Source organism: Burkholderia orbicola (genome assembly GCF_900100915.1).
Lineage (GTDB): Bacteria > Pseudomonadota > Gammaproteobacteria > Burkholderiales > Burkholderiaceae > Burkholderia > Burkholderia orbicola.
On the sequence record NZ_FNKW01000002.1, the window covers coordinates 1,194,112 to 1,214,180 of the forward strand.

Sequence of the window (20,069 nt, forward strand, 5' to 3'; positions counted from 1 at the left end):
GCCTCGCGGCAAACGCGCGGGCGTTCCCGCCCGCGCTGTCAGGTGCCGATGGCGGCCGGCCGTCCCGGTTCGGCCGGCCGTCGCGGAAAGCGCAGCCAGAAAGTCGTGCGGCGGCCCGGCTCGCTGTCGACGCCGCATTCGCCGCCGTGATTGTCCATGATCGACCGGACGATCGCGAGGCCGAGCCCCGTGCCCGACGCCGAATTGTGCCGCGACGGATCGACGCGATAAAAGCGCTCGAAAATCCGCCCGACATGCTCGGCGGCAATGCCGGGCCCCGTGTCGGACACGGCGATCGTCGTCGCACCGCCCTGCTCGACGCAATCGATCGTCACGACGCTGCCGCGCGGCGCATAAGTTAACGCATTCGACAGCAGGTTGCTCAACGCGCGCTGATACAGCGTCAGGTCCGCATCGACCCATGCGTGGCCGTCGACCTTCACGGTCACGCCTTCGTCTTCCGCCAGCGGCTCGTAGTAGCCGGCCACCCGCTCCGCCTCCTCCGCCGCATTCAGGCGCCGCACCCCGATCGACGTGCCGGCCTGTTCCGAACGCGCGAGAAACAGCATGTCCTCGATCATCCGCGACAGCCGCTGGTATTCGTCGATGCTCGACTCGATCACGCTCCGGTATTCGTCCGCGCTGCGCGGTTGCGACAGCACGACCTGCGCGGCCGCCTGCAGGTTGGTCAGCGGCGTGCGCATGTCGTGCGCGAGATTCGACGAGAACTGGCTCAGCCGCGTGAACGATTCGTTCAGCCGCGCGAGCATCCCGTTGAACGCATGCTCGAGCTCCTTCAGCTCGCCGGACGTATCGAGTTCCGGCAGCGGATGCGCGAGCCGGCTCGACGACATCTGCTCCGCGCGCGCCGCGAACCGCCGCAGCGGGCTCAGCCCGAGCGCGGCGATGCCGTATGCGATCGCGGCCGCAAGCACCACGCCGAACACCTCGATCACGACGATCGTATAGGCATGCGTGCGCAGCAGCAGCACGTCGGCGCTGCGATCGTACTGCACGGCGACGCGCACCACCGGCGCACCCGCGCCGGCGAGCGGCACGGTCGTCAGCAGATACTGGTGTCTTGCGCCGGGCGGGGCGATGCCGACCGGCACGCGCCCGGCGTCCGTCAACATCAGCGGCGCGTACGGACGGAAGCCGGGCGTGCCGACGAGGCGCGTACCGGCGGCATCGAAGATCGCGAGATCCATGTTCGGATGACCGTGCAACTGGTCGATCCAGATATCGGTGTTGCGCGCGACGTCGGCCGTCGTGCGCGCCTCGGCCAGGTGCGCCCCCAATGCGGCGGAAATACCGGCCATCTGCTCGGCTGCCGTCGTTTCGACACGGTTGCTCAGCGCTTCGTACAATGCGACGCCGCTCGACGCGAGGATCACCGACGTCGACAGGATAATCAGCGCGGTCAGCCGGCCGCGCAGCGTCCTCGGCAGCAGGCGCGCGATCATGCGGCCGCGCCGCCGCGCGCTTCGAGCACGTAGCCCATGCCGCGCACCGTGTGGATCAGCTTCGGTTCGTACGCGTCGTCGATCTTCGAGCGCAGCCGGCGGATCGCCGAATCGACGACGTTCGTGTCGCTGTTGAAGTTCATGTCCCACACCTGCGACGCGATCGTCGCGCGCGGCAGGATCTCCCCTTCGCGGCGCATCAGCAGCCACAGCAGCGCGAACTCCTTCGCGGTCAGCAGGATCGTGTCGCCCTGCCGCGTGGCCTTGCGGCGGGTCAGGTCAAGTTCGAGATCGGCCACGCGCAGCGTGTTCGAATCGCGCGGCTGGCCGCGCCGCAGAATCGACTTGATGCGCGCGGTCAGCTCGACGAAGTCGAACGGCTTCGCGAGATAGTCGTCCGCGCCGAGTTCGAGCCCCTTCACGCGATCGCCGACGTCGTCACGGGCAGTGAGGAACAGCACGGGCGTCGATTTGCTGCGCCGCAGGTTCTGCAGCAGCGTCCAGCCGTCCTGCCCGGGCAGCATCACGTCGAGCACGAGCAGGTCGTACTCCTCCGTTTCTGCCTGGTGCTGGCCCGTGATGCCGTCCTCGACCCAGTCGACGACGTAGCCGGCCTCGGTCAGACCCTTGCGCAGATACGCGCCCGTTTTCGGTTCATCCTCGACAATCAGAATTCGCATCACGCATTACCCTTGAAAAAACCCAGTCGGCGCAGCACGCCCGCGCCGAAGCCGCCGCGCAACGCCGCGCGCCACGACACCGCATGGCTGACCCGGTACAGCACCGGCAGCACCAGCAGCGTCAGCGCCGTGGACGACAGGATACCGCCGATCACGACCGTCGCGAGCGGGCGCTGCACCTCGGCGCCGGTGCCGGTCGCGAACGCCATCGGCAGGAAGCCGAGCGACGCGACCAGCGCGGTCATCAGCACGGGCCGCAGCCGCGTGAGCGCGCCGTCGTGCACCGCGGCATCGAGCGGCATGCCTTCGTCGCGCAGGTTACGGATGAACGAGATCATCACGAGACCATTGAGCACGGCCACGCCGGACAGCGCGATGAAGCCGACCGCCGCCGTGATCGACAGCGGAATCCCGCGCAGCCACAACGATACGACGCCGCCGCTCAGCGCGAACGGAATGCCGGTAAACACCAGCAGCCCGTCCTTCACGTTGTTGAACATCACGAACAGCAGCACGAACACCATGAACAGCGCGAGCGGCACGACGAGCTTCAGGCGCTCGCTCGCGCTTTGCAACTGCTCGAACTGCCCGCCCCACGATACCCAGTAGCCGGCCGGCACCCGCACGTCCTGCTGCAACTGCTCGCGCGCATCGGCGACGAACGAGCCGACGTCGCGGCCGCGCACGTTCGCGCTGACGACCACCCGCCGCTTGCCGTCCTCGCGGCTGATCTGGTTCGGGCCGGGGGCTACGTCGATCGTCGCGAGCTCCGCGAGCGGCACGTACGGCGCCGCCGCGAGCGGCGCGCTGGCGCCGGCGGCCGGCGCGGGCAGCGCGATCGGCAGCCGCTTGATCGCCTCGATGTCTGAGCGCAGTTCGTCGGGCAGCCGCACGACGATGTCGAAGCGGCGGTCGCCCTGGAACAGCGTGCCGGCCTTCTGCCCGCCGACGGCCGCGGCCACCGAGTCCTGCAGGTCGGCCACGCTCACGCCGTAGCGCGCGAGCTTGTCGCGGTCGAGGTTGACGGTCAGCACCGGCAGGCCCGTGGTCTGCTCGACCTTCACCTCCGACGCGCCCGGCACCTTCTGCAACGCGGCCGCGATCTGCTCGCCGGTCTGGTTCAGCACGGCCATGTCGTCGCCGAAGATCTTCACGGCGACGTCGCTGCGCACGCCCGAGATCAGTTCGTTGAAGCGCAGCTGGATCGGCTGCGAGAACTCGTACGCGTTGCCCGGCAGCTCGGCGAGCGCTTCCTCGATCTCGCGCACGAGCTGGTCACGCGGCTTCTTCGGGTCGGGCCACGTGTCGGCCGGCTTCAGCATGATGTAGCCGTCCGACAGGTTCGGCGGCATCGGGTCGGCCGCGATCTCGGCCGTGCCGGTGCGCGCGAACACGCGCTCGATCTCGGGAAAGCGCGCCTTCAGCGTCTTCTCGATCGACTTCTGCATCTCGACCGACTGCGACAGGCTCGTGCCGGGAATCCGCAGCGCGGACACGGCCAGATCGCCCTCGTTCAGGCTCGGAATGAACTCGCTGCCGAGCCGCGTCGCGAGCCCTAGCGTGACCAGCACGATCGCGCCCGCCCCGATCATCACGCGCGCCGGGCGCGTCATGAACGCGGCGAGCACCGGTTCGTACGCTCGCCGCGCCCAGCCCATCAACCGGTTCTCCTTCTCCTCGACCCGCTCGCCGATGAACAACGCAACGGCCGCCGGAATGAACGTGACGGTCAGCACCATCGCGGCGGCGAGCGCCATTACGACGGTGATCGCCATCGGGTGGAACATCTTGCCTTCGACGCCGGTCAGCGCAAAGATCGGCAGGTACACGACCATGATGATCAGTTGCCCGAAGATCAGCGCGCGGCGCGCCTCCTGCGATGCGCCGAACACTTCGGCAAAGCGCTCGTCGCGTGTGAGCGGCCGGCCGGCCGCCGACTGCGCATGCGCGAGCCGCCGCACGCAGTTCTCGACGATCACCACCGCGCCGTCGACGATGATCCCGAAGTCGAGCGCGCCGAGGCTCATCAGGTTCGCGCTCACCTTCGCGTTGACCATGCCGGTGAAGGTCATCAGCATCGACAGCGGAATCACGAGCGCGGTGATCAGCGCCGCGCGGATGTTGCCGAGGAACAGGAACAGCACGGCGATCACGAGCACCGCGCCTTCGAGCAGGTTCTTCTTCACGGTGGCGACGGCCTTCTCGACCAGCACCGTCCGGTCGTACACCGGAATCGCTTTCACGCCGGCCGGCAGCGTGCGGTTCACGTCCTCCATCTTCGCGGCGACGGCCTTCGACACCGTCCGGCTGTTCTCGCCCATCAGCATGAAGACCGTGCCCAGCACGACTTCCTCGCCGTTCGACGTCGCGGCGCCGGTGCGCAGTTCGCGGCCGATGTCGACCGCGCCGACGTCCTTCATCCGCACCGGCACGCCGCCGACGTTGGTCAGCACGATGTTCGCGATGTCGTCGACGGTGCGCGCCTGGCCCGGCACGCGCACCAGATACTGCTCGCCGCGCTTCTCGATGTAGCCGGCGCCGACGTTGTCGTTGTTGCGCTCGAGCGCGCGCACGACGTCGGCAAGCGTCAGCCCGTACGACATCAGCTTCGCCGGATTCGGCGCGACGCGGTATTCCTTCACGTAGCCGCCGATCGAGTTGACCTCGGTCACACCGCGCACGTTGCGCAGTTGCGGCCGCACGACCCAGTCCTGCAGCTCGCGCAGATCGGCCGCCGTATAGCGCGTGCCGTCTGGCTTGCGCGCGTTGGCATCGGCCTCGACGGCCCACAGGTAGATCTCGCCGAGGCCGGTCGACGTCGGCCCCATCGCGGGCGCGATGCCGGCCGGCAGCTTGTCCTTCGCTTCCTGGATGCGCTCGTTGACGAGCTGCCGCGCGAAGTAGATGTCGGTGCCGTCCTTGAAGATCACGGTGACCTGCGACAGCCCGTAGCGCGAGATCGAGCGCGTCTGCTCCAGCCCCGGCAGCCCGGCCATCACGGTCTCGACCGGATAGGTGATGCGCTGCTCGGCCTCGAGCGGCGAGTAGCCGGGCGCGGACGTGTTGATCTGCACCTGCACGTTCGTGATGTCGGGCACCGCGTCGATCGGCAGCCGCTGGTAGCTGAACACGCCGAGCGCAGCCACGGCCGCGATCGCCAGCATCACCAGCCAGCGATGCGCAATCGCAAAGCGGATCAGGCGCTCAAACATGTCGGGATTCCTTGAAACGGGGCACGGTCGGCCGCACCGGACGGGCTGCGCGGCCGGTCACCCGGCCGACCGGAAAGCAGGCCGCATAGCGGGCCGCCAGTCGCGCCACGGCGCACGCGTATTGCTGCTCATTCATGTTCCGCGCTCCCCTTGCCGAGCTCCGCCTTCAGCACGAAGCTGTTCGACGCCGCGTATTCCTGGCCGGGCTTGAGCCCCTTCAGCACCTCGGTCGCCCGTTCGTCGCGCCGCCCCGTTTCGACGGCCTGCGCGACGAAGCCCTTCGGCGAGCGCACGAACACCGACGGCGCACCGTCGACGTCCTGCAACGCGTCGCTCGCGACCGCGAGCGGCACGCCCTGCCTGCCAGCGTCGACCGACACGTTCACGAACATTCCCGGGCGCCACACGCGATCCGGGTTCGGCAGCACGACACGCGCCGGCGCGGTGCGCGTCTGCTCGCCGAGCAGCGACCCCACGTACGCGATCGGGCCGCTCGAACGCGATTCGAACGCGGTCGCGCTCACCGTGGCATCGCGACCGACGCGCACGTCGTTGAGCCGCTGCGCGGGCACCGCCATCTCGGCCCACACGGTCGACAGGTCAGAGATCACGAACATGCTCGCGTCGGCGGCAATCGCCTCGCCGGGCGTCGCATGCTTCTCGACGATCGTGCCCGCGAATGGCGCGCGCAGTTCATAACGGTTCAGCGCACCGGCGCCGACCGGCGCATTCAGCGCGGCGAGCTTCTGCCGTGCGTTCTGCACGGCGATCTCGGCCTCGCGCAACTGCACCTGCGCTTGCTGGTAATCCTGCTCGGCCGAAATACGCTCCTTCCACAGCGTGCGTTCGCGCTCGTAGGTTGCGCGCGCACCCGACAGCCGGCGCTCGGCCGTCAGCAACTCGCTGCGGCGGTCGGCCAGGTCGGTGCTCGCGATCACGGCGAGCACCTGCCCTTTCGCGACGTTCTGGCCGAGCGATACCGACACCTGCTCGACGATGCCGGCCACGCGCGGCACCACGTGCGCGGTGCGATCCTCGTTGAACTTGATTTCGCCGGGAAGCTGGAACGGCGTCGCGATCTGTGCGGGGCCGGCTTTCGCGAGCGCGATCTTCGACGTCGCCAGTTGCGCGTCGGTCAGCGCGATCGCGCCGTCGGCGCGCGCGAACGGGAACGACGCGGCGTCGTTGCCGGCCTTTACGTCGATCGTCGCATCGAACACGTGCGGCTTCGCGATCGACTGCGCGGACACGAACTTCTGGCCGGCCGCGTCGAATCGCAACGGCTCGTGCGTGCGGTCGTACCGCACCAGCGTGCCGGACACGGTCACGCCCTTGTCCACCGGCTTGCCGTCGACGAACGGATAGACGACGAGCCGCGCGTCGCCCGGCTTTTCCGTCATCACGATCTCGACGGACAGCTTGCCGCGCTTCAGCACGACACCGCCGCGCGCACCGGCGCCCTCGGCCGGCTGCGCGGCATCGGCGGCCGGCGGCGCCGATGCGCTGCTGCCGCCCCGCGTGACGGCGAGCGCGCCGATCACGATCCCTGCGCCGCCGAGCACGGCCGCCGCAATAACGAAGATTCTGCTGCGTGACATGATGATCCTTCAGGTAAGAGGAGCGCTCATTGCGCGACGGCCGCGAGCGGCGTGCCGACGAGCCGGCCGATATCGGCGCGGGCCGCATGGGCGCCGGCGAGCGCACGCACGTATTGCGATTGCCCCTGGAACAGCGTGCGCTGCGCGTCGAGCACATCGAGGAAGCTGAACTTCCCGAGTTCGTAGCCGCGCGACATCGCATCGAGCGCGAGACGCGCGGCCGGCAGGATGTCGACCTTCAGCCGCTGCGCTTCCTGCTCCGCGGCCTCGAAATTCGCGTATGCCTGCGTCAGTTCCAGCCGCAGGCGCGTGCGCTCGCGATCGAGATCGGCGTTTGCGCGCTCGGCCTTGTGCGTCGCCTCGAGCAGCGCACCCTTGTTCGTGTTGAACAGCGGAATCGGGATCGATACGCCGACCACGGCCTGGTTGTCGGGCACGCCGCCCGTGGTCACGCGCTTGAAGCCCGCGCTGACCGTCACGTCCGGAATGCGCCGTGCGCGCTCCAGCGACACGGCTGCGTTCGAGCGCAGCATTTCGGCACGCGCGACCCGTGCGAGCGGTGCGTCGTCGAGCTGCACGGTCAGCGCGGACAGCGGCTCGACCGGCGGCACGGTTTCCAGGTCGCCGCGCACCGCGAGCCGGTCGTTGCGCGCTTCGCCCATCACCGCGTTCAGCTTCTCGCGCGCGACCTCGACACGGCCGCGCGCGGTCACGACTTCGATCTGCACGCCGGCCGCCGCCACCTGCGCCTTGGTCGCCTCGACCGGCGACACCTTGCCGGCCTGCGCGCGACGCCCCGCGAGATCCGCCGAACGCGCGGCGATCGCGGCCGATTCCTCGGTCACCTGAAGCTGGCGCTGCGCGGCGAGCAGCCCATAGAACGCGGCGATCACGTCGGCGCGCACGGCCGCGCCCTGCTCGTCGAGCGACGCGTTGGCCGCCTCGCGGCCGTACGACGCCACGTCGAGCCGCGCGCGGCGCTTGCCGCCCAGTTCGATGGTCTGGTTGATCAATGCAGTCGACGTGCGTTCGGCGCGGCTGAAGCCTTCCTGCAGGAATGACACTTCGGGGTTCGGTCGCGCGCCGGCCTGCATCAGCGTGCCGGCCGACGCATCGACATCCGCGCGTGCGCCGCGCAGCGCCGGATTGTTCCGCGCCGCGACCGCGAGCGCATCGGAGAGCGTCAATGACGACGCGGGGAGCGTATCGGATGGGGGAGCGCCGATCGGCGTCGCGCTGCTGGCGGCAGCGGCGCCCGGGCCCGGCGTCAGCGATGGCTGCGCATGAGCCGTCGCGACCATCACGAAGACGATGGCCGCGACGAGGTTGAGCTTGAGCATGTTCGGTTCTGCGGTAACGGTTCGCGACCGATGCTACGGACCGGCCGCAGTGCGAACATGAGGCGAAGATGATATTTCCGTCATGTTGGGCGTAGCCGTACGCAGACGTGCGGTGCCCTGTGGGGACGGCATCCCCTTTCGACGATCAGGAAGATTCAGTGAGCGCGCGGCGCGATGGCCGCACGAAAGAATGCAGAGGTTCGGAGATTTGACACGCGCAGGCCGTACGGCCCCGCACGTGAATCAGGTGATGCGTTGCTTCTCGCGCCGCCGCTGCTCGAGCCAATCGAGCAACTGCCGCCCGTCGCGTTCGCCGAACCACCGCGCATGCCCGATCAGGTAGCCGTCGTACGCGATATCGACGATCGCCGGCGCATCGATGATGCAGCCGAAATACGCGACTTCCGACAGCGCGAACTCCGTATGCACGATCGGCAAAAGCGCGACCAGCGCCGCATACGCGTCGTCGCTCAACGGTTCGAGCGATTCGTAGCCGTCGAGCAGCGCGTCGATCTGGTCGTATTCCACGCGCCGTGCATCGGCCGGCGCCATCCAGTCGACGGTATTGCGCTCGATCGCGAGCGCGAGATCCATCACCGCGCAGGTGCGGTCCGACAAGCCGAAATCGAGCACGGTGCGCACCTGCGCGCCGGGCCCCGCATCGGTCCACAGCAGGTTCGACGCGTGCCAGTCGCCGTGCGTCCACAGCGGCGCTAACGCAGGCAACAGCGGCACGAGGCGCGCGTGATACGGGCCGATCACGTCGGCCACGTCGCCCCGCCAGTCGCGCGAGCCTAGTGCGCGCACCAGCAGCGGCTGCGCGTCGACCCAGCGTTCGAGCGCGCCCGCCAGATCGGTGGACGACAGCACCCGAAAGCTCGACAGCAGCGTGCGCACGGGGCGCGCAGGCGCATCGTAGCCGGCCGACGCGCGATGCAGTTCGGCCAGCGCGCGGCCAGCCGCATACGCATGCGACGGATGCGTGAACGGCTGCCACGACATCACACCGCGATACGGATCGACGCCGGGCGCGAGCACGTGCACCTCGTACGTCCACTCGCCGGACGCAAACGCGGTCGCACCGTTGCGATCGGCCAGCACGTCGACCACCGGCACGCCGCGCTCACGCAAATGCGCGATGAAGCGATGCTCTTCCTCCAGCCCCGCGACATCGCGCAGGCTCGCGTGATGACGCTTGACGAACAACCCGCGCCCGTCCGCCATCCGCACCAGTACCGCTGCCGCGAACTGCCGCGGGCTGTGCCACGTCAGCCGCACCGGCTCGCCCGCGCCGTCGATCCGCGCGAGCACGGCCGCCACCTCGTCGTGCGTGATCAGCGGCCAGTCGCGTTCGGCCTGCTCGCCGTCCACGCCGAATTGCGGCGGGGCGACGTCGCGCGACAGAGGGCCGTCCGGCTCGAGGGGGAATGACATGAACGACGTTGCTCCGTGGTTGAATCCGTGCGCGGATCAGCGCGCGCCGCCGCCCGATGCGAGCGGGCCGCCCGCGGCCGCGCGCAATGCGGCGGCCGTCCGGCTCCAGTCGCGCCAGCCGACGACGGCCAGCCCGATGAACAGCGCATAGAGCCCGGCCGTCAGATACAGTTCCTTGAACACGAACATCCCGACGTACACGACGTTCACGACGATCCACAACCCCCACGACGCGATGTAGCGCCGCGCGGTCCAGTATTGGGCGACGAGGCTGAACGCAGTCAGCGACGCGTCGACGAACGGCAGCGCCGCATCGGTCCAGCGCGCCATCATCCCGCCGAGCAGCGCACTGCCGATGACCGCCGCGATCAGGTCGGGCAGCATTCTGAGCGGCCGCACGCCGGTCACGGGCGCGACGTCGCCGGCTGGCGCAGCCCCGCCGTCGGCACTACCGTCGGCCTCGCTCGCGCGCTGCGCGAGCCAGCGCTGCCAGCCGTACACCTGCAGCACCGCGAAGGCGCCCTGCAGCAGCATGTCCGAGTACAGCTTCGCGTCGAAGAAGATCCAGCCGTACAGCGCGACCGACGCGAGGCCGACCGGCCAGCACAGCATGCGCCGTTTCGCCGTCAACCAAATCGCGAGCGCGCTGACGATCACGCCGGCGATTTCGAGTGGGGACATCGTCTGTACTCTCCTGAGGGGCTGCCGGGGCCGCGCGTCACGCGGCCGAATCCGGGCGGTCAGAAATCATAGGTCAACGATACACGCGCGGTGCGCGGCGCGCCGGGGAACAGGTATGCATCGCCCTGCTGCTCGCCTGCGTCGCGCCAGTAGAACTTGTTGAACAAATTGTCCACCGACACGCGCAACACCGTACGATGGCCACCGATCTTGGTCGTATAACGCGCGCCGAGATTGAACACGAACCACGACGGCACGCGCGCGGTGCCTTCCTCGTTCGCGTTGCGCGCCGCGCTGTATTCCACGCCACCGAGCACGTTCAGGCCCGCGACGCCCGGCACCGCGTAGTCCGCGTACAGCGACGCGCGCAGCGCGGGCACGTTGATGATCTGGTGCCCTTCGTAGGCGGGCGACCCCGAATCGACCGCGCGGGCGCGAATCGCCGCGACGCTGGCCGTCAGGCCCAGCCGCTCGGTCACACGCCCGGCCGCGCCGAGTTCGATCCCCTGGTGCCGCTGAGTGCCGCGCTGCACGAACGTGTAGCTCGTGCCCGACGCATCCGGGTCCGCGAACTGGAACGGCTTGCTGATCGAGAACACGGCGGCCGTGAGGCTCAGCCGGTCGAGCCAGTCGTATTTCGCGCCGACTTCGATCTGGTGCGATTCGACGGGCGGCAGGAACGCATACGCGTTGGTCGCGCGCACGGGCGCCTGGTCGCCGAGCGACAGCGCCTTGCTGTACGACGCATACAGCGACAGCACGTTCACCGGCTTGTAGACGAGCGCGACCTGCGGCAGGAACACCGAGCGGTCGGTATGCGTCGTCTCGCCGTCGAGGCTGCTCCAGCTGCGCTGGCGCAGCAGCACTTCCTTGCCGCCCGCGAGCACCTGCCAGTGTTCGCCGATACTGATGCGGTCGAGCCCGAACACGCCGTACTGCCACGCGTCGAGGCGCGGATACGACGGCCCCGGTGAATTCGGCGACGGCGGAAAGGTCAGGTCGGGCCCGTAGATATTCTCGCTGCCCACGTAGTCGTACACGGCGTCGGCCATGTGCACGACGCGGCGCTGCACGCTCACGCCGAGCGTCAGCTCGTGCCGCAGCGGCCCCGTCGCGAATTTTCCGGTCGTGACCGCGCGCAGATCGTCGTTGCGCCGGTATTCGCCGGGGCTGCGGAAGTCGTACACGTCGTAGTCGCCGTTCGCGCCGAAGAAGAACGGCGACGTCGCGCCGGCCGCGCAGCTCGCCGCATACGAGCAGCCGTACGCGAACGCGCTGTTGTCGTCGATCATCGTGCGGCTGCGGCCCGCGGCGATGTACGCCTTCCAGTCGTCGTTGAACTGGTAGTCGAAACGCGCGTTCAGGTTCAGCGCATCGGTCGTCACCGGCTTCGCCCACGGCTGCGTGCCGAGGGCCTTCGACGTCGTCTTGACCGACGGCACGATCGTGCCGCCGAGCAACTGGTAGCCGGGCGCGGAACGCTGGATCCACTGCTGGAATTCGGCATTGAGCTGCAGGCTCGCGAGCGGGCTGATGTCCCAGTCGGCGGCGATCGAGCCGAACGTGCGCCGTCCGTTCGTGCCGTCGATATAGGAGTGCATGTTCTCCTTCGCCGCATTGATCCGGAACCCGAACTGATGATCGGGGCCGAAGCGGCGGCCGAAATCGACGGCCGCCGACGTCGAGCCGCGGCTGTCGACGCCGCCCGTCACGCTCGCGACGTTCGCGGAACGCTTGGTCACGAAGTTGATCACGCCGCCCGGCGCGACGACGCCGCTGTCGATGCCCGCGAGCCCTTTCAGGATCTCGACGCGCTCCTTGTTCTCGAGTGGCACGTTCTGCTCGCCGGACACCGTCAGCCCGTCGATCCGGATCGCGCTCGCGAGATCGACCGGAAAGCCGCGGATCGCGAAGCCTTCGAAATAACCGACCGGCGCATAGTCGTTGACGACCGACGCATCGTTGCGCACGACGTCGCTCAGCCGCTTCGCCTGCTGATCGTCGATCAGCGCGCGCGTGATCACGTTCACCGATGCCGGCGTGTCGCGCAGCGGCGCGTCGTCGAGCCCGGCCACCGACGCTTCGCGCGCGCGCAGCGACTGGCCGCGCTCGCCGCTCACCGTGATCGCGGGCAACGTCGCGTTGCCGGCCGCTTCGGTGCCCGGCGCGGGCGTGTCGCCCTGGGCCACGGCAGCCTGCGCCGCGAAAAGCGTGACGCCGAGACCGACACCGAGCCCGACCTTCGCGCGCCGCCGCCGTGCGGGCGCCGCTGTTGTTCTATTCACCGTCATTGTTCTGGATGGAAAACTCGCCACTCGACCTGTCGAAACCCGAAACCCCAAACCCGTTACGAAGCTGCGAAGCGTGCGCCCGCGAATGCCGCCGCGCCCGTCACCGGGCACGTGCGTCGACACGATATTCATCAGACGAACCGAACCCTGCGGCGTGGAAGCGGCCGACCGGTCGGAACAACGCAGGATGGGACATCGGATTCGGATGACGCGCCGGAAACCGACGCAGCGGCCGACGGGTTCGTCAACGGCTCGTCGGCCGGCCGGCTGCCTCGCGCGGTCGTGTCGTGCGGGGGACGCTTCGAACGCCCCGGTGCGGGCGGCGGGCACTGACGCCGGCCGTTCATCGGAACGGCGGCCTGCCCGGCGCGCGACATCGCGGCGTGGCGCGCATTTTACCCCGGGCGCGGCGAAGGGCCGCGGAATCGGGCGGAACGGGAGACGGGGAAAGCGGGAACGGGGACAGACGGCTTGGGCGGCGCGATAACGGTGGCGACGGCGGCAACGGCGGCGCCGGCGGCGCCGGCGGCGATTCGGTCGCGATGCGCGTCGTGCGTGTCGGCCGCCGACACCAGCGTCATCCTCCGCCGGTCGGGCGACCTCGAACCGGAGCGGGAATGGCGACCCGCGACCGGTTCATCAGCCGTTCGCTCAGAACCCCTGCATCGTCACGGTCGGATCGACGACCAGATGCACGACACCGTAAATGACCGCGCCGACCAGCAGCGCAAGCAGGATCGCGACGAACGGCAGCAGCGTGAAGTTGGCGTTCGCGAGATCGGTCGCGTGCGCCTTGCTGTTGCGCACGCCGAAGAAACTCCACAGGACCAGGCGGACCATGCCGAGCAGTTTCATGATGGGCTCCTTTATCGAATCGGTTGACGCTATCGTCGATCCGGACGGCATCCGAAAAAAGAAGCAGTTGCGTACGGTTTTCGCGCAGCAGGCCCTCTGCGGCGGCATGTCGCACGCGCGTCAGCGGTCGAGCACGACCGGCTCGGTCGCGCCTTGCGCGGGCCGCGCGACGCACAGCAGCGCACAGCCGGGCTCGACCGGCGCATCGGGCGTTTGCTCGTATTCCACCGCGCCGGACAGCACGCGCGTCGCGCACGTGCCGCACGAACCGGCGCGGCATTCGGACGGCACGGCCACGCGCTGCCCTTCCGCGAATTCGAGCAGCGTGCCGTCGGCAGGCGTCCACGCGGCGTCGCGCCCCGTGCGCCGGAACACGACCGGCACGCTTGCCGCCGCAGGCGCGGCAGCCGCGCGGGTCGCGCTGCGCGAGACGCTCGACGGCCCGAACGCCTCGAAGCGGATGCGCTCGTCGGGCACGTTCAGCGCGCGCAGTCCGTCGTACAGGTCGCGCATGAAGGCCGACGGCCCGCACAGATAGAAATCGTAGTCGTCGAACGACAGCACCCGCTTCAGTTGCCCGATGTCGATGCGGCCTGCCCGCGCCGCCGCGCTTTCTTGAGAACGACTGTCGAACCAGTGAAGCGACACGCGTGCATCGGCGGCCGCGAGGCGCACCAGTTCCGCCGCGAACGGCCGGTCGGCCGCTTCGCGTGCGCCATGCACGAACACGATACGGCGCGACGGTGTGTCGTCGGCCAGTGCCCGACGCAGCATCGCGATCATCGGCGTGATGCCGATGCCGGCCGACACGAGCACGGCCGGCCGCCGGCTCGCGAGATCGAACGTGAAGCGGCCGCGCGGCATCTGCGCGTCGAGCGTCATGCCGGCCTGCGCGTGATCGTGCAGCCACGCCGATACGCGCCCTTCACGCTTCACGGTGATCCGGTACTGCGTGCCGCCCGGTGCATCGGACAGCGTGTAGCTGCGAATCGCGGGCGCGTCGCTGCCCGGCAGCGCGATGCGCAGCGTCAGATGCTGACCCGCTTCGTACGCAGGCAATGAACCGCCATCCGCCGGTTCGAAATGGAACGACCGGATCGCGCGGGCTTCGTCGACGATCTTCGCGATCCGCAGCGACCGCCATGCGGGTGCCGATGCAGGCGCGACCGCGGACGGCGCGGGTCCGGCCGTTGCCGTTGCCGTTGCCGTTGCCGCCGCCATCGCCGCGAACTGCGGCGCGCGCTCGACCGCCGACCACCGGAACGGCAGCACCGCCCGCACGCGCCGCACTTCCCGCACATGAAACCGCACGACGCGCTGCGCGCCGTCGAACGACGCGACGACCGGCCCGTCCCACACGATTTCCGCGTGCGCGGCGACATACAGCACGTCGCCGCTGTCGAAATCGATGAACAGCAGCCCCGCGCGCGGATCGTGCTGCAGGTTGCCGAGCGTATTGAAGAACCGGTTGCCGCTGAAATCGGGCGTCGTCAACGTACGCGCATCGTCGACGCGCACGAAGCCCGGCATCCCGCCGCGATGCGACACGTCCGCGCCGCGCGCGGCGCCCGCCTCCGCCGACGTGTTCGCACTCGCAACGAAGAACGTATCGGCCTGTGCGAGCAGCGCGCGATCCGCGTCGCTCAGCGCGTCCGACACGTCCGGCGCGACGGCGGCCGCGACGTCCCGCGCGACGAAGGTCGGCTTGCGGCCCTGGATGTACTTCGCGCAATTGCCGAAGCTCTGCTCGACCGCGATCGTCAGCGCATCGCCGTCGACCGCGCGCACGACGCCGTTCACGCGATTGCGCCGCCGCGTATCGAATTCGATTCCGAGGCCGCCCAGCGGCGCGCCCGCCTGCCATGCGCCGGCCAGCGGATCGCCCGGCAGCGCGGGCGCCGCGATGCGCAGCGTGCGGGCGTCCGGCGACGTGACGAAACCCGGCGCCCCGACCCGCAGCGTCGCCCACGGCTGGCCGTGCGCATCGACGCCCCCGAGCACGAAGAACGGCAGTTGCGCGAAAAACGTCCGGTGCTGGTCCGGCATGAAGCGCCGAATCCCGCGCCGGCCGGCCGCGCTCGCCGCGTCCGTCACGCCCGCGCGCTGCTGCACGGCAAGCTCGCCCGCATGAAACGGCGCGGTGTCGAGTTCCCAGCCCGGTACGACGGCGGTCGGCGCATTCATCACGTTCTCCTGAACAGGCGCGGTGGCAGTAAGCGTCAAGCGGCGAGCAGGCCCGCGCGCGTCGTCGGCATCGCGACGAAGCCCGGCAACGCCTCGATACGCGCCAGCCATGCACGCACGTGCGGATACGGTTCGAGCGACACGCCGCCTTCCGGTGCGTGCGCGATGTACGTGTACGCGGCGATGTCCGCGATCGTCGGCTGCGTGCCGGCCGCGAACGGCTTGCCGGCCAGTTCGCGATCGATCACGTCGAGCACCTTCGCGGCCGTGCGCTTGGCCGCTTCCGGGTCGAGCTGGGCGCCGAACACGGTCACGAGCCGCGCAGCGGCCGGACCCGACGCGATCGGGCCGGCCGCGTACGACAGCCAGCGCTGCACGACGGCCGCGCCGACCGGGTCGTCGGGCAGCCAGTGCGCGTCGCCGTAGCGCTTCGCGAGATACACGAGGATCGCGTTCGAATCGGCGATCACGGTGCCGCCGTCGTCGATCACCGGCACCTGCCCGAGCGGATTCAATGCGAGAAACGCCGGTTCGCGCTGCGCGCCGGCCGCGAGATCGACGTCGATGGTCTTCGACGGCAACCCGAGCAGCGACAGGAACAACCGGACACGGTGCGCGTGCCCGGACAGCAGGAACGAATAGACGCGGATCGGCGAGGCGGGCTTGCTGGCGGCAGACATGGAAACACTCCGGAATCTCGCGCCGCCGGGGATCGGCGACGAACGGCTCCAGCGTAACGCTCGCCGTTCGTCGCCAGAAGACGGATAATCACTGAAACATTATCCGCTTTCATAGGACAATCGACGATGGCCGATCTGCGCGACGTGAACCTGAACCGGCTGGCGATCTTCGTCGCGGTGGTCGAAGCCGGCTCGCTGACGGCCGCGGCCGAGCGACTCGGCCTCGCGAAGACGGTCGTCAGCACGCACATGCAGCGCCTCGAATCCGAGGTCGGCGCGAACCTGCTGGTGCGCACGACGCGGCGGCTGAGCGTGACCGACGCGGGACGCGTGTTCTACGACGCGTGCCGCGACATCGTGCGCGCGACCGAAGCCGCGCTCGACGCGGTGTCCTCCGACGCCGGGCCGCTGCGCGGCACGCTGCGCGTGAGCGTGCCGATCGACTATGGCGCGCTGGTGGTCGCACCGGCCGTCGTCGCGCTGCGCGACCGGCATCCGGCGCTCGCCGTCGAACTGGTCGCGAACGACCGCGTGGTCGATCTCGTCGCGGACAACCTCGACGTCGCGATCCGCATCGGGCGGCTTGCCGATTCCAACTATCGCGCGGTGCAGCTCGGCACCTACGAGAAATGGCTGGTCGCGAGCCCGGCGTTCATCGCGCGACACGGGCTGCCGCGCGACCCCGATGCGCTTGCCGCGCTGCCGTTCGTGATGCTGTCGTCGCTGCCGCGCCCGCATACGCTCGATCTCGACGATGCGCGCGGCGGCCACGCATCGGTGCGCTGCGTCGCGCCGGTCGTGTCGAACACCGCGACCGCGTGCCGCGCGATCGTGCTCGCGGGCGGCGGCTTCGGGCTGCTGACGGATTTCTCGACCGCGGATGATGTCGCGGCGGGCCGGCTCGTGCGGCTGCTGCCTGGCTGGCGTACGGCGCCGGCGGGGATCCACGCGGTGTATCCGTCGACGCGGCTGCCTTCGCCGAAGGTGCGAGCGTTTGTCGAGGCGATGAAGGGGAAGCTGGGGGGAGCGCCGACAGCGCCTACGACAAAGCGCTCACGGTCGAAGTAGCAAGCCGCGTGGTTCATTGCGCGCTTACGGTATTCGACGACAGCGCATTCGCCGATAACGGCGAGCCGCTCCGCCGGTATCGTCAGCAGACGCTGCATCAGATTTTATTGGTTCGTCTGCGCACCCAATGCGCCAACATCGCGAGCAACAGGCAAGCCACACAGGCTGGCCAATACGCGACCCAGACCCAAGCGCTCCGTTCATGGGCTGCGCTCCAGACGAAGCAGGCACACAGCAGGGTTAGGGCGATCAACGAGAAGGCGAAGCGGGATTTCTCGAGCATCCCGGCGGAATGCATCGCCCAAAGCAAGACCGCAGGAAGCAACAGATAGCCCCAATAGAATGCCATCGTCGTCAGTTCATCCGACGGCCGGCGGACCAGATTCGATATGTCAACCACCGTCATCACCGACCCGAACGACACCATCAGAAAAACTGCCACACTGACGCATACGAAATATCGGCCGTTGTAGTCGACATACCTTGCTCTCACGATCACTCCCTGGTCGATGACGTCAGCCCGCTCCCTATTGCAATGGATCGCGGGACCATCGATCCCTCATGACAACCGCAGCGATGAAGCGGAATCGTTCCACATCCACCACGGCGCCACCCTAACGTAACGGCTCGACCGACGGTGACGTGAAGCCGCTTTCCATTGTGCCGGTCAACGAAGCGCCCCGACAGGTCCGGCTCCAGCGCTCGAAGTTGTAGTTCGTCTGCATCCAGCGATTGCCGACGGCATCACCGCCGGGCTTGCGAATCGACCAACCCAATTCGGCGTCGTAATGCGCTTCATCGCGCTCGTTGGTTACGACGCCCTTGGTATCGACAACGGCCTCGCGCGTCGCGCCGCCCTCGATCTGTTGAGGCCCCTGCTTCGCGCCGAGGTCGTGCGCGTACAACTGACGAAGATGCTCGACGCATGCGTCGAAACTGGCGAACGATTGCGGCAGCATCTCCACCGGCGGCAAATGGCCGCTCGCGGAAACGGACGATGCAAACGACGTCGCAACGCTCAACAGGAGAAGGCGGGTGTTGAAGTGCTTCATGTTCGAGGTTCCCGCATATGCCCGAGCGCCAGCTCCGGGTCGACAACTGCCCGCTAGCGAGCGCTTTTGGGCAGGCTGCAATCGGTGTAATAGAGACGGCACGCGGTATCGCCATCCGTCTGGCAGATCGCCATGCCTTTCTGTATGGCTTCTTCCCTGGTGCCAGCACCGGCCGTACTGAATCCTTTGCTTCCAACGATCATGGCTCCGCAGCCGTTGGAGTAGGTCAACTGAACTTTGCAGGTAGCCCCGCCCTTGGCCTGGCAATCTGCCATCGCCGTGCGCGCGGCTCCGCGTTCGCTTTCCCCGCCGACGGCCGTGCCGAGTACGCCCTTTACACCATCGGTCGCGATCGCTCCCCACGTCGTCGCCAAACTGAACGTGGGCGCCTGCTGTGTAGGTGCCGCCTGCGTGCGGGGGGCCGGGCCACAAGACGTCGCGCTATAGGGAATCCAGCCTGACGGACATGCCACTTGGGCGTGCGCGGTGATACTGATACCGACCAGGCAAGCGATTGAAAGAATTTTGGATCGCATGTTCTCTGTAACGCGTCTAGCGCTTTTCGTGTTATTCCAGTCGCTGGATTTTCACGGTACTCGATGGGCTGAGATAGCCAATGGAGCCCTTGATCCGTTTGTCGTTGTACCGACCTGCTCCCCGCGTTTGGTACGGTAATCAAAGCGAATCGACGAACGCGAGCAATCGGCCCCGCGCGCGGTAACGTACTGACTATCCGTTGTGAAGTGGCGATACTCTCGCAAACGCCGCCTCTTTCATGGCTGGATGCGCGTGCAAATATACCTGAGTTGTTTCGACGGATTCATGCCCGAGCCGCAGTTTCCGACGCCCGCTACCTGCCCGTTCCCAACGTCCCCAGCAGCACCTTCCTGCAACTCGCGATCATCTGCGCCTCCGGATCGCGATAGTCGGTCAGCAGCCACGCCGCGCCGACGTTCGTCATCGCGCCCACCAGCGCGAGCCCGATCAGCCGCTGCTCGGTGCGCTCGGCAGGCGTGACGGCCTCGCCCGGCGCGCCGATCGCCATGATCAGCTTGCCGAAGTCGATCAGCATGCGCTGGTACGTCATGTCGGTATCCGCGCTCACGCCCATCACCTCGAGCAGCAGCACGCGCGCCGCGCACGGGTCGCGCAGAAACGCGAAGAATGCGGCGAGCCCCGCGTCGACGCGCTCGCGCAGCTCGCCGCCGCGCGCGGCGACCGCCTGCGCGACCGCGTCATGCAACTGCTGCGCGTGATGCAGGTAAGTGCAGCGCAACAGATCCTCGGTGCTGTCGAACGCCGCGTAGAAATAGCGATCGTTCAGCTTCGCTTCCTGGCAGATCGACCGCACGGTCGCCTTGCGAAAACCCACCGTGCCGAACACGCGCGTCGCCGCGCGGATCAATGCGTCGCGCCGCTCGGCGGCCCGCACCTCGGGCGCCACGCCGCCATACGCCCGGCCCCTTTTTTCCGTTTCGAGTGCTTTCTCCATTCCGCTATTTGACATCAGGACACCCGAAAACTAAAGTGG

At 68.4% G+C, this 20,069-nt stretch carries 16 protein-coding genes; 1 reads left to right on the plus strand and 15 read right to left on the minus strand.

Annotated elements, in window-relative coordinates:
• Nucleotides 1-38: 38 nt before the first annotated feature.
• The 11 genes from BLS50_RS22275 to BLS50_RS22330 form a co-directional block, all read right to left on the minus strand.
• Nucleotides 39-1,463 (minus strand): heavy metal sensor histidine kinase, encoded by a 1,425-nt coding sequence (locus tag BLS50_RS22275; protein ID WP_074804116.1) that lies wholly within the window; start codon nucleotides 1,461-1,463, stop codon nucleotides 39-41.
• Nucleotides 1,460-2,143, minus strand: a complete 684-nt coding sequence (gene irlR, locus BLS50_RS22280) for a heavy metal response regulator transcription factor IrlR (protein WP_006490455.1) — start codon at nucleotides 2,141-2,143, stop codon at nucleotides 1,460-1,462. The genes BLS50_RS22275 and irlR overlap by 4 nt, the downstream gene beginning before the upstream one ends.
• Nucleotides 2,143-5,355: an efflux RND transporter permease subunit gene (locus BLS50_RS22285; RefSeq protein WP_074804118.1), complete on the minus strand. Its 3,213-nt coding sequence runs from the start codon at nucleotides 5,353-5,355 to the stop codon at nucleotides 2,143-2,145. The genes irlR and BLS50_RS22285 overlap by 1 nt, the downstream gene beginning before the upstream one ends.
• A gap of 128 nt (nucleotides 5,356-5,483) precedes the next feature.
• Nucleotides 5,484-6,953 carry an efflux RND transporter periplasmic adaptor subunit gene (locus tag BLS50_RS22290; protein ID WP_074804120.1) on the minus strand — a complete coding sequence of 490 codons (1,470 nt, stop codon included), beginning with the start codon at nucleotides 6,951-6,953 and terminating at the stop codon, nucleotides 5,484-5,486.
• Between the two features lie 26 nt (nucleotides 6,954-6,979).
• Nucleotides 6,980-8,293, minus strand: coding sequence for a TolC family protein (locus tag BLS50_RS22295; protein WP_074804122.1), 1,314 nt, complete (start codon nucleotides 8,291-8,293; stop codon nucleotides 6,980-6,982).
• Between the two features lie 243 nt (nucleotides 8,294-8,536).
• Nucleotides 8,537-9,727, minus strand: coding sequence for a phosphotransferase enzyme family protein (locus tag BLS50_RS22300; protein ID WP_074804124.1), 1,191 nt, complete (start codon nucleotides 9,725-9,727; stop codon nucleotides 8,537-8,539).
• Nucleotides 9,728-9,763: 36 nt separating this feature from the next.
• Nucleotides 9,764-10,408 (minus strand): nicotinamide riboside transporter PnuC, encoded by a 645-nt coding sequence (gene pnuC / locus BLS50_RS22305; RefSeq protein ID WP_006479634.1) that lies wholly within the window; start codon nucleotides 10,406-10,408, stop codon nucleotides 9,764-9,766.
• 59 nt (nucleotides 10,409-10,467) lie between these two features.
• The gene (locus BLS50_RS22310; RefSeq protein WP_074806601.1) at nucleotides 10,468-12,699 is read right to left on the minus strand and encodes a TonB-dependent siderophore receptor; all 2,232 of its coding nucleotides are present in this window, start codon (nucleotides 12,697-12,699) and stop codon (nucleotides 10,468-10,470) included.
• A gap of 651 nt (nucleotides 12,700-13,350) precedes the next feature.
• Entirely contained in the window at nucleotides 13,351-13,554 is a 204-nt protein-coding gene (locus tag BLS50_RS22320; protein WP_006486164.1) for a DUF2970 domain-containing protein, read from the minus strand.
• A gap of 120 nt (nucleotides 13,555-13,674) precedes the next feature.
• On the minus strand, nucleotides 13,675-15,738 hold the full coding sequence (locus tag BLS50_RS22325) for a pyridoxamine 5'-phosphate oxidase family protein (RefSeq protein ID WP_074804126.1): 2,064 nt from the start codon (nucleotides 15,736-15,738) through the stop codon (nucleotides 13,675-13,677).
• Between the two features lie 35 nt (nucleotides 15,739-15,773).
• Complete coding sequence (locus tag BLS50_RS22330) at nucleotides 15,774-16,418, minus strand: glutathione S-transferase family protein (protein WP_074804127.1); 645 nt, start codon at nucleotides 16,416-16,418, stop codon at nucleotides 15,774-15,776.
• Between the two features lie 126 nt (nucleotides 16,419-16,544).
• Between BLS50_RS22330 and BLS50_RS22335 the strand changes: the two genes are divergently transcribed.
• The gene (locus BLS50_RS22335) at nucleotides 16,545-17,486 is read left to right on the plus strand and encodes a LysR family transcriptional regulator (protein ID WP_074804129.1); all 942 of its coding nucleotides are present in this window, start codon (nucleotides 16,545-16,547) and stop codon (nucleotides 17,484-17,486) included.
• Nucleotides 17,487-17,583: 97 nt separating this feature from the next.
• On the opposite strand, the gene BLS50_RS22340 is transcribed toward BLS50_RS22335, so the two are convergent.
• The 4 genes from BLS50_RS22340 to BLS50_RS22355 all read right to left on the minus strand — a co-directional run bounded on the left by BLS50_RS22340 (nucleotide 17,584) and on the right by BLS50_RS22355 (nucleotide 20,045).
• Nucleotides 17,584-17,928 (minus strand): hypothetical protein, encoded by a 345-nt coding sequence (locus tag BLS50_RS22340; RefSeq protein WP_124547969.1) that lies wholly within the window; start codon nucleotides 17,926-17,928, stop codon nucleotides 17,584-17,586.
• A gap of 172 nt (nucleotides 17,929-18,100) precedes the next feature.
• Entirely contained in the window at nucleotides 18,101-18,538 is a 438-nt protein-coding gene (locus tag BLS50_RS22345; RefSeq protein ID WP_074804130.1) for a hypothetical protein, read from the minus strand.
• 53 nt (nucleotides 18,539-18,591) lie between these two features.
• Nucleotides 18,592-19,074 carry a DUF4189 domain-containing protein gene (locus BLS50_RS22350; protein WP_074804132.1) on the minus strand — a complete coding sequence of 161 codons (483 nt, stop codon included), beginning with the start codon at nucleotides 19,072-19,074 and terminating at the stop codon, nucleotides 18,592-18,594.
• Nucleotides 19,075-19,388: 314 nt separating this feature from the next.
• Nucleotides 19,389-20,045, minus strand: coding sequence for a TetR/AcrR family transcriptional regulator (locus BLS50_RS22355; RefSeq protein ID WP_006479640.1), 657 nt, complete (start codon nucleotides 20,043-20,045; stop codon nucleotides 19,389-19,391).
• Between the last annotated feature and the right edge of the window lie 24 nt (nucleotides 20,046-20,069).

Excerpts from the sequence above, each read along its gene's own strand:
- BLS50_RS22275 (WP_074804116.1), bottom strand. The coding sequence starts at position 1,463 with ATGATCGCGCGCCTGCTGCCGAGGACGCTGCGCGGCCGGCTGACCGCG.
- irlR (WP_006490455.1), bottom strand. The coding sequence starts at position 2,143 with ATGCGAATTCTGATTGTCGAGGATGAACCGAAAACGGGCGCGTATCTG.
- BLS50_RS22285 (WP_074804118.1), bottom strand. The coding sequence starts at position 5,355 with ATGTTTGAGCGCCTGATCCGCTTTGCGATTGCGCATCGCTGGCTGGTG.
- BLS50_RS22290 (WP_074804120.1), bottom strand. The coding sequence starts at position 6,953 with ATGTCACGCAGCAGAATCTTCGTTATTGCGGCGGCCGTGCTCGGCGGC.
- BLS50_RS22295 (WP_074804122.1), bottom strand. The coding sequence starts at position 8,293 with ATGCTCAAGCTCAACCTCGTCGCGGCCATCGTCTTCGTGATGGTCGCG.
- BLS50_RS22300 (WP_074804124.1), bottom strand. The coding sequence starts at position 9,727 with ATGTCATTCCCCCTCGAGCCGGACGGCCCTCTGTCGCGCGACGTCGCC.
- pnuC (WP_006479634.1), bottom strand. The coding sequence starts at position 10,408 with ATGTCCCCACTCGAAATCGCCGGCGTGATCGTCAGCGCGCTCGCGATT.
- BLS50_RS22310 (WP_074806601.1), bottom strand. The coding sequence starts at position 12,699 with ATGACGGTGAATAGAACAACAGCGGCGCCCGCACGGCGGCGGCGCGCG.
- BLS50_RS22320 (WP_006486164.1), bottom strand. The coding sequence starts at position 13,554 with ATGAAACTGCTCGGCATGGTCCGCCTGGTCCTGTGGAGTTTCTTCGGC.
- BLS50_RS22325 (WP_074804126.1), bottom strand. The coding sequence starts at position 15,738 with ATGAATGCGCCGACCGCCGTCGTACCGGGCTGGGAACTCGACACCGCG.
- BLS50_RS22330 (WP_074804127.1), bottom strand. The coding sequence starts at position 16,418 with ATGTCTGCCGCCAGCAAGCCCGCCTCGCCGATCCGCGTCTATTCGTTC.
- BLS50_RS22335 (WP_074804129.1), top strand. The coding sequence starts at position 16,545 with ATGGCCGATCTGCGCGACGTGAACCTGAACCGGCTGGCGATCTTCGTC.
- BLS50_RS22345 (WP_074804130.1), bottom strand. The coding sequence starts at position 18,538 with ATGAAGCACTTCAACACCCGCCTTCTCCTGTTGAGCGTTGCGACGTCG.
- BLS50_RS22350 (WP_074804132.1), bottom strand. The coding sequence starts at position 19,074 with ATGCGATCCAAAATTCTTTCAATCGCTTGCCTGGTCGGTATCAGTATC.
- BLS50_RS22355 (WP_006479640.1), bottom strand. The coding sequence starts at position 20,045 with ATGTCAAATAGCGGAATGGAGAAAGCACTCGAAACGGAAAAAAGGGGC.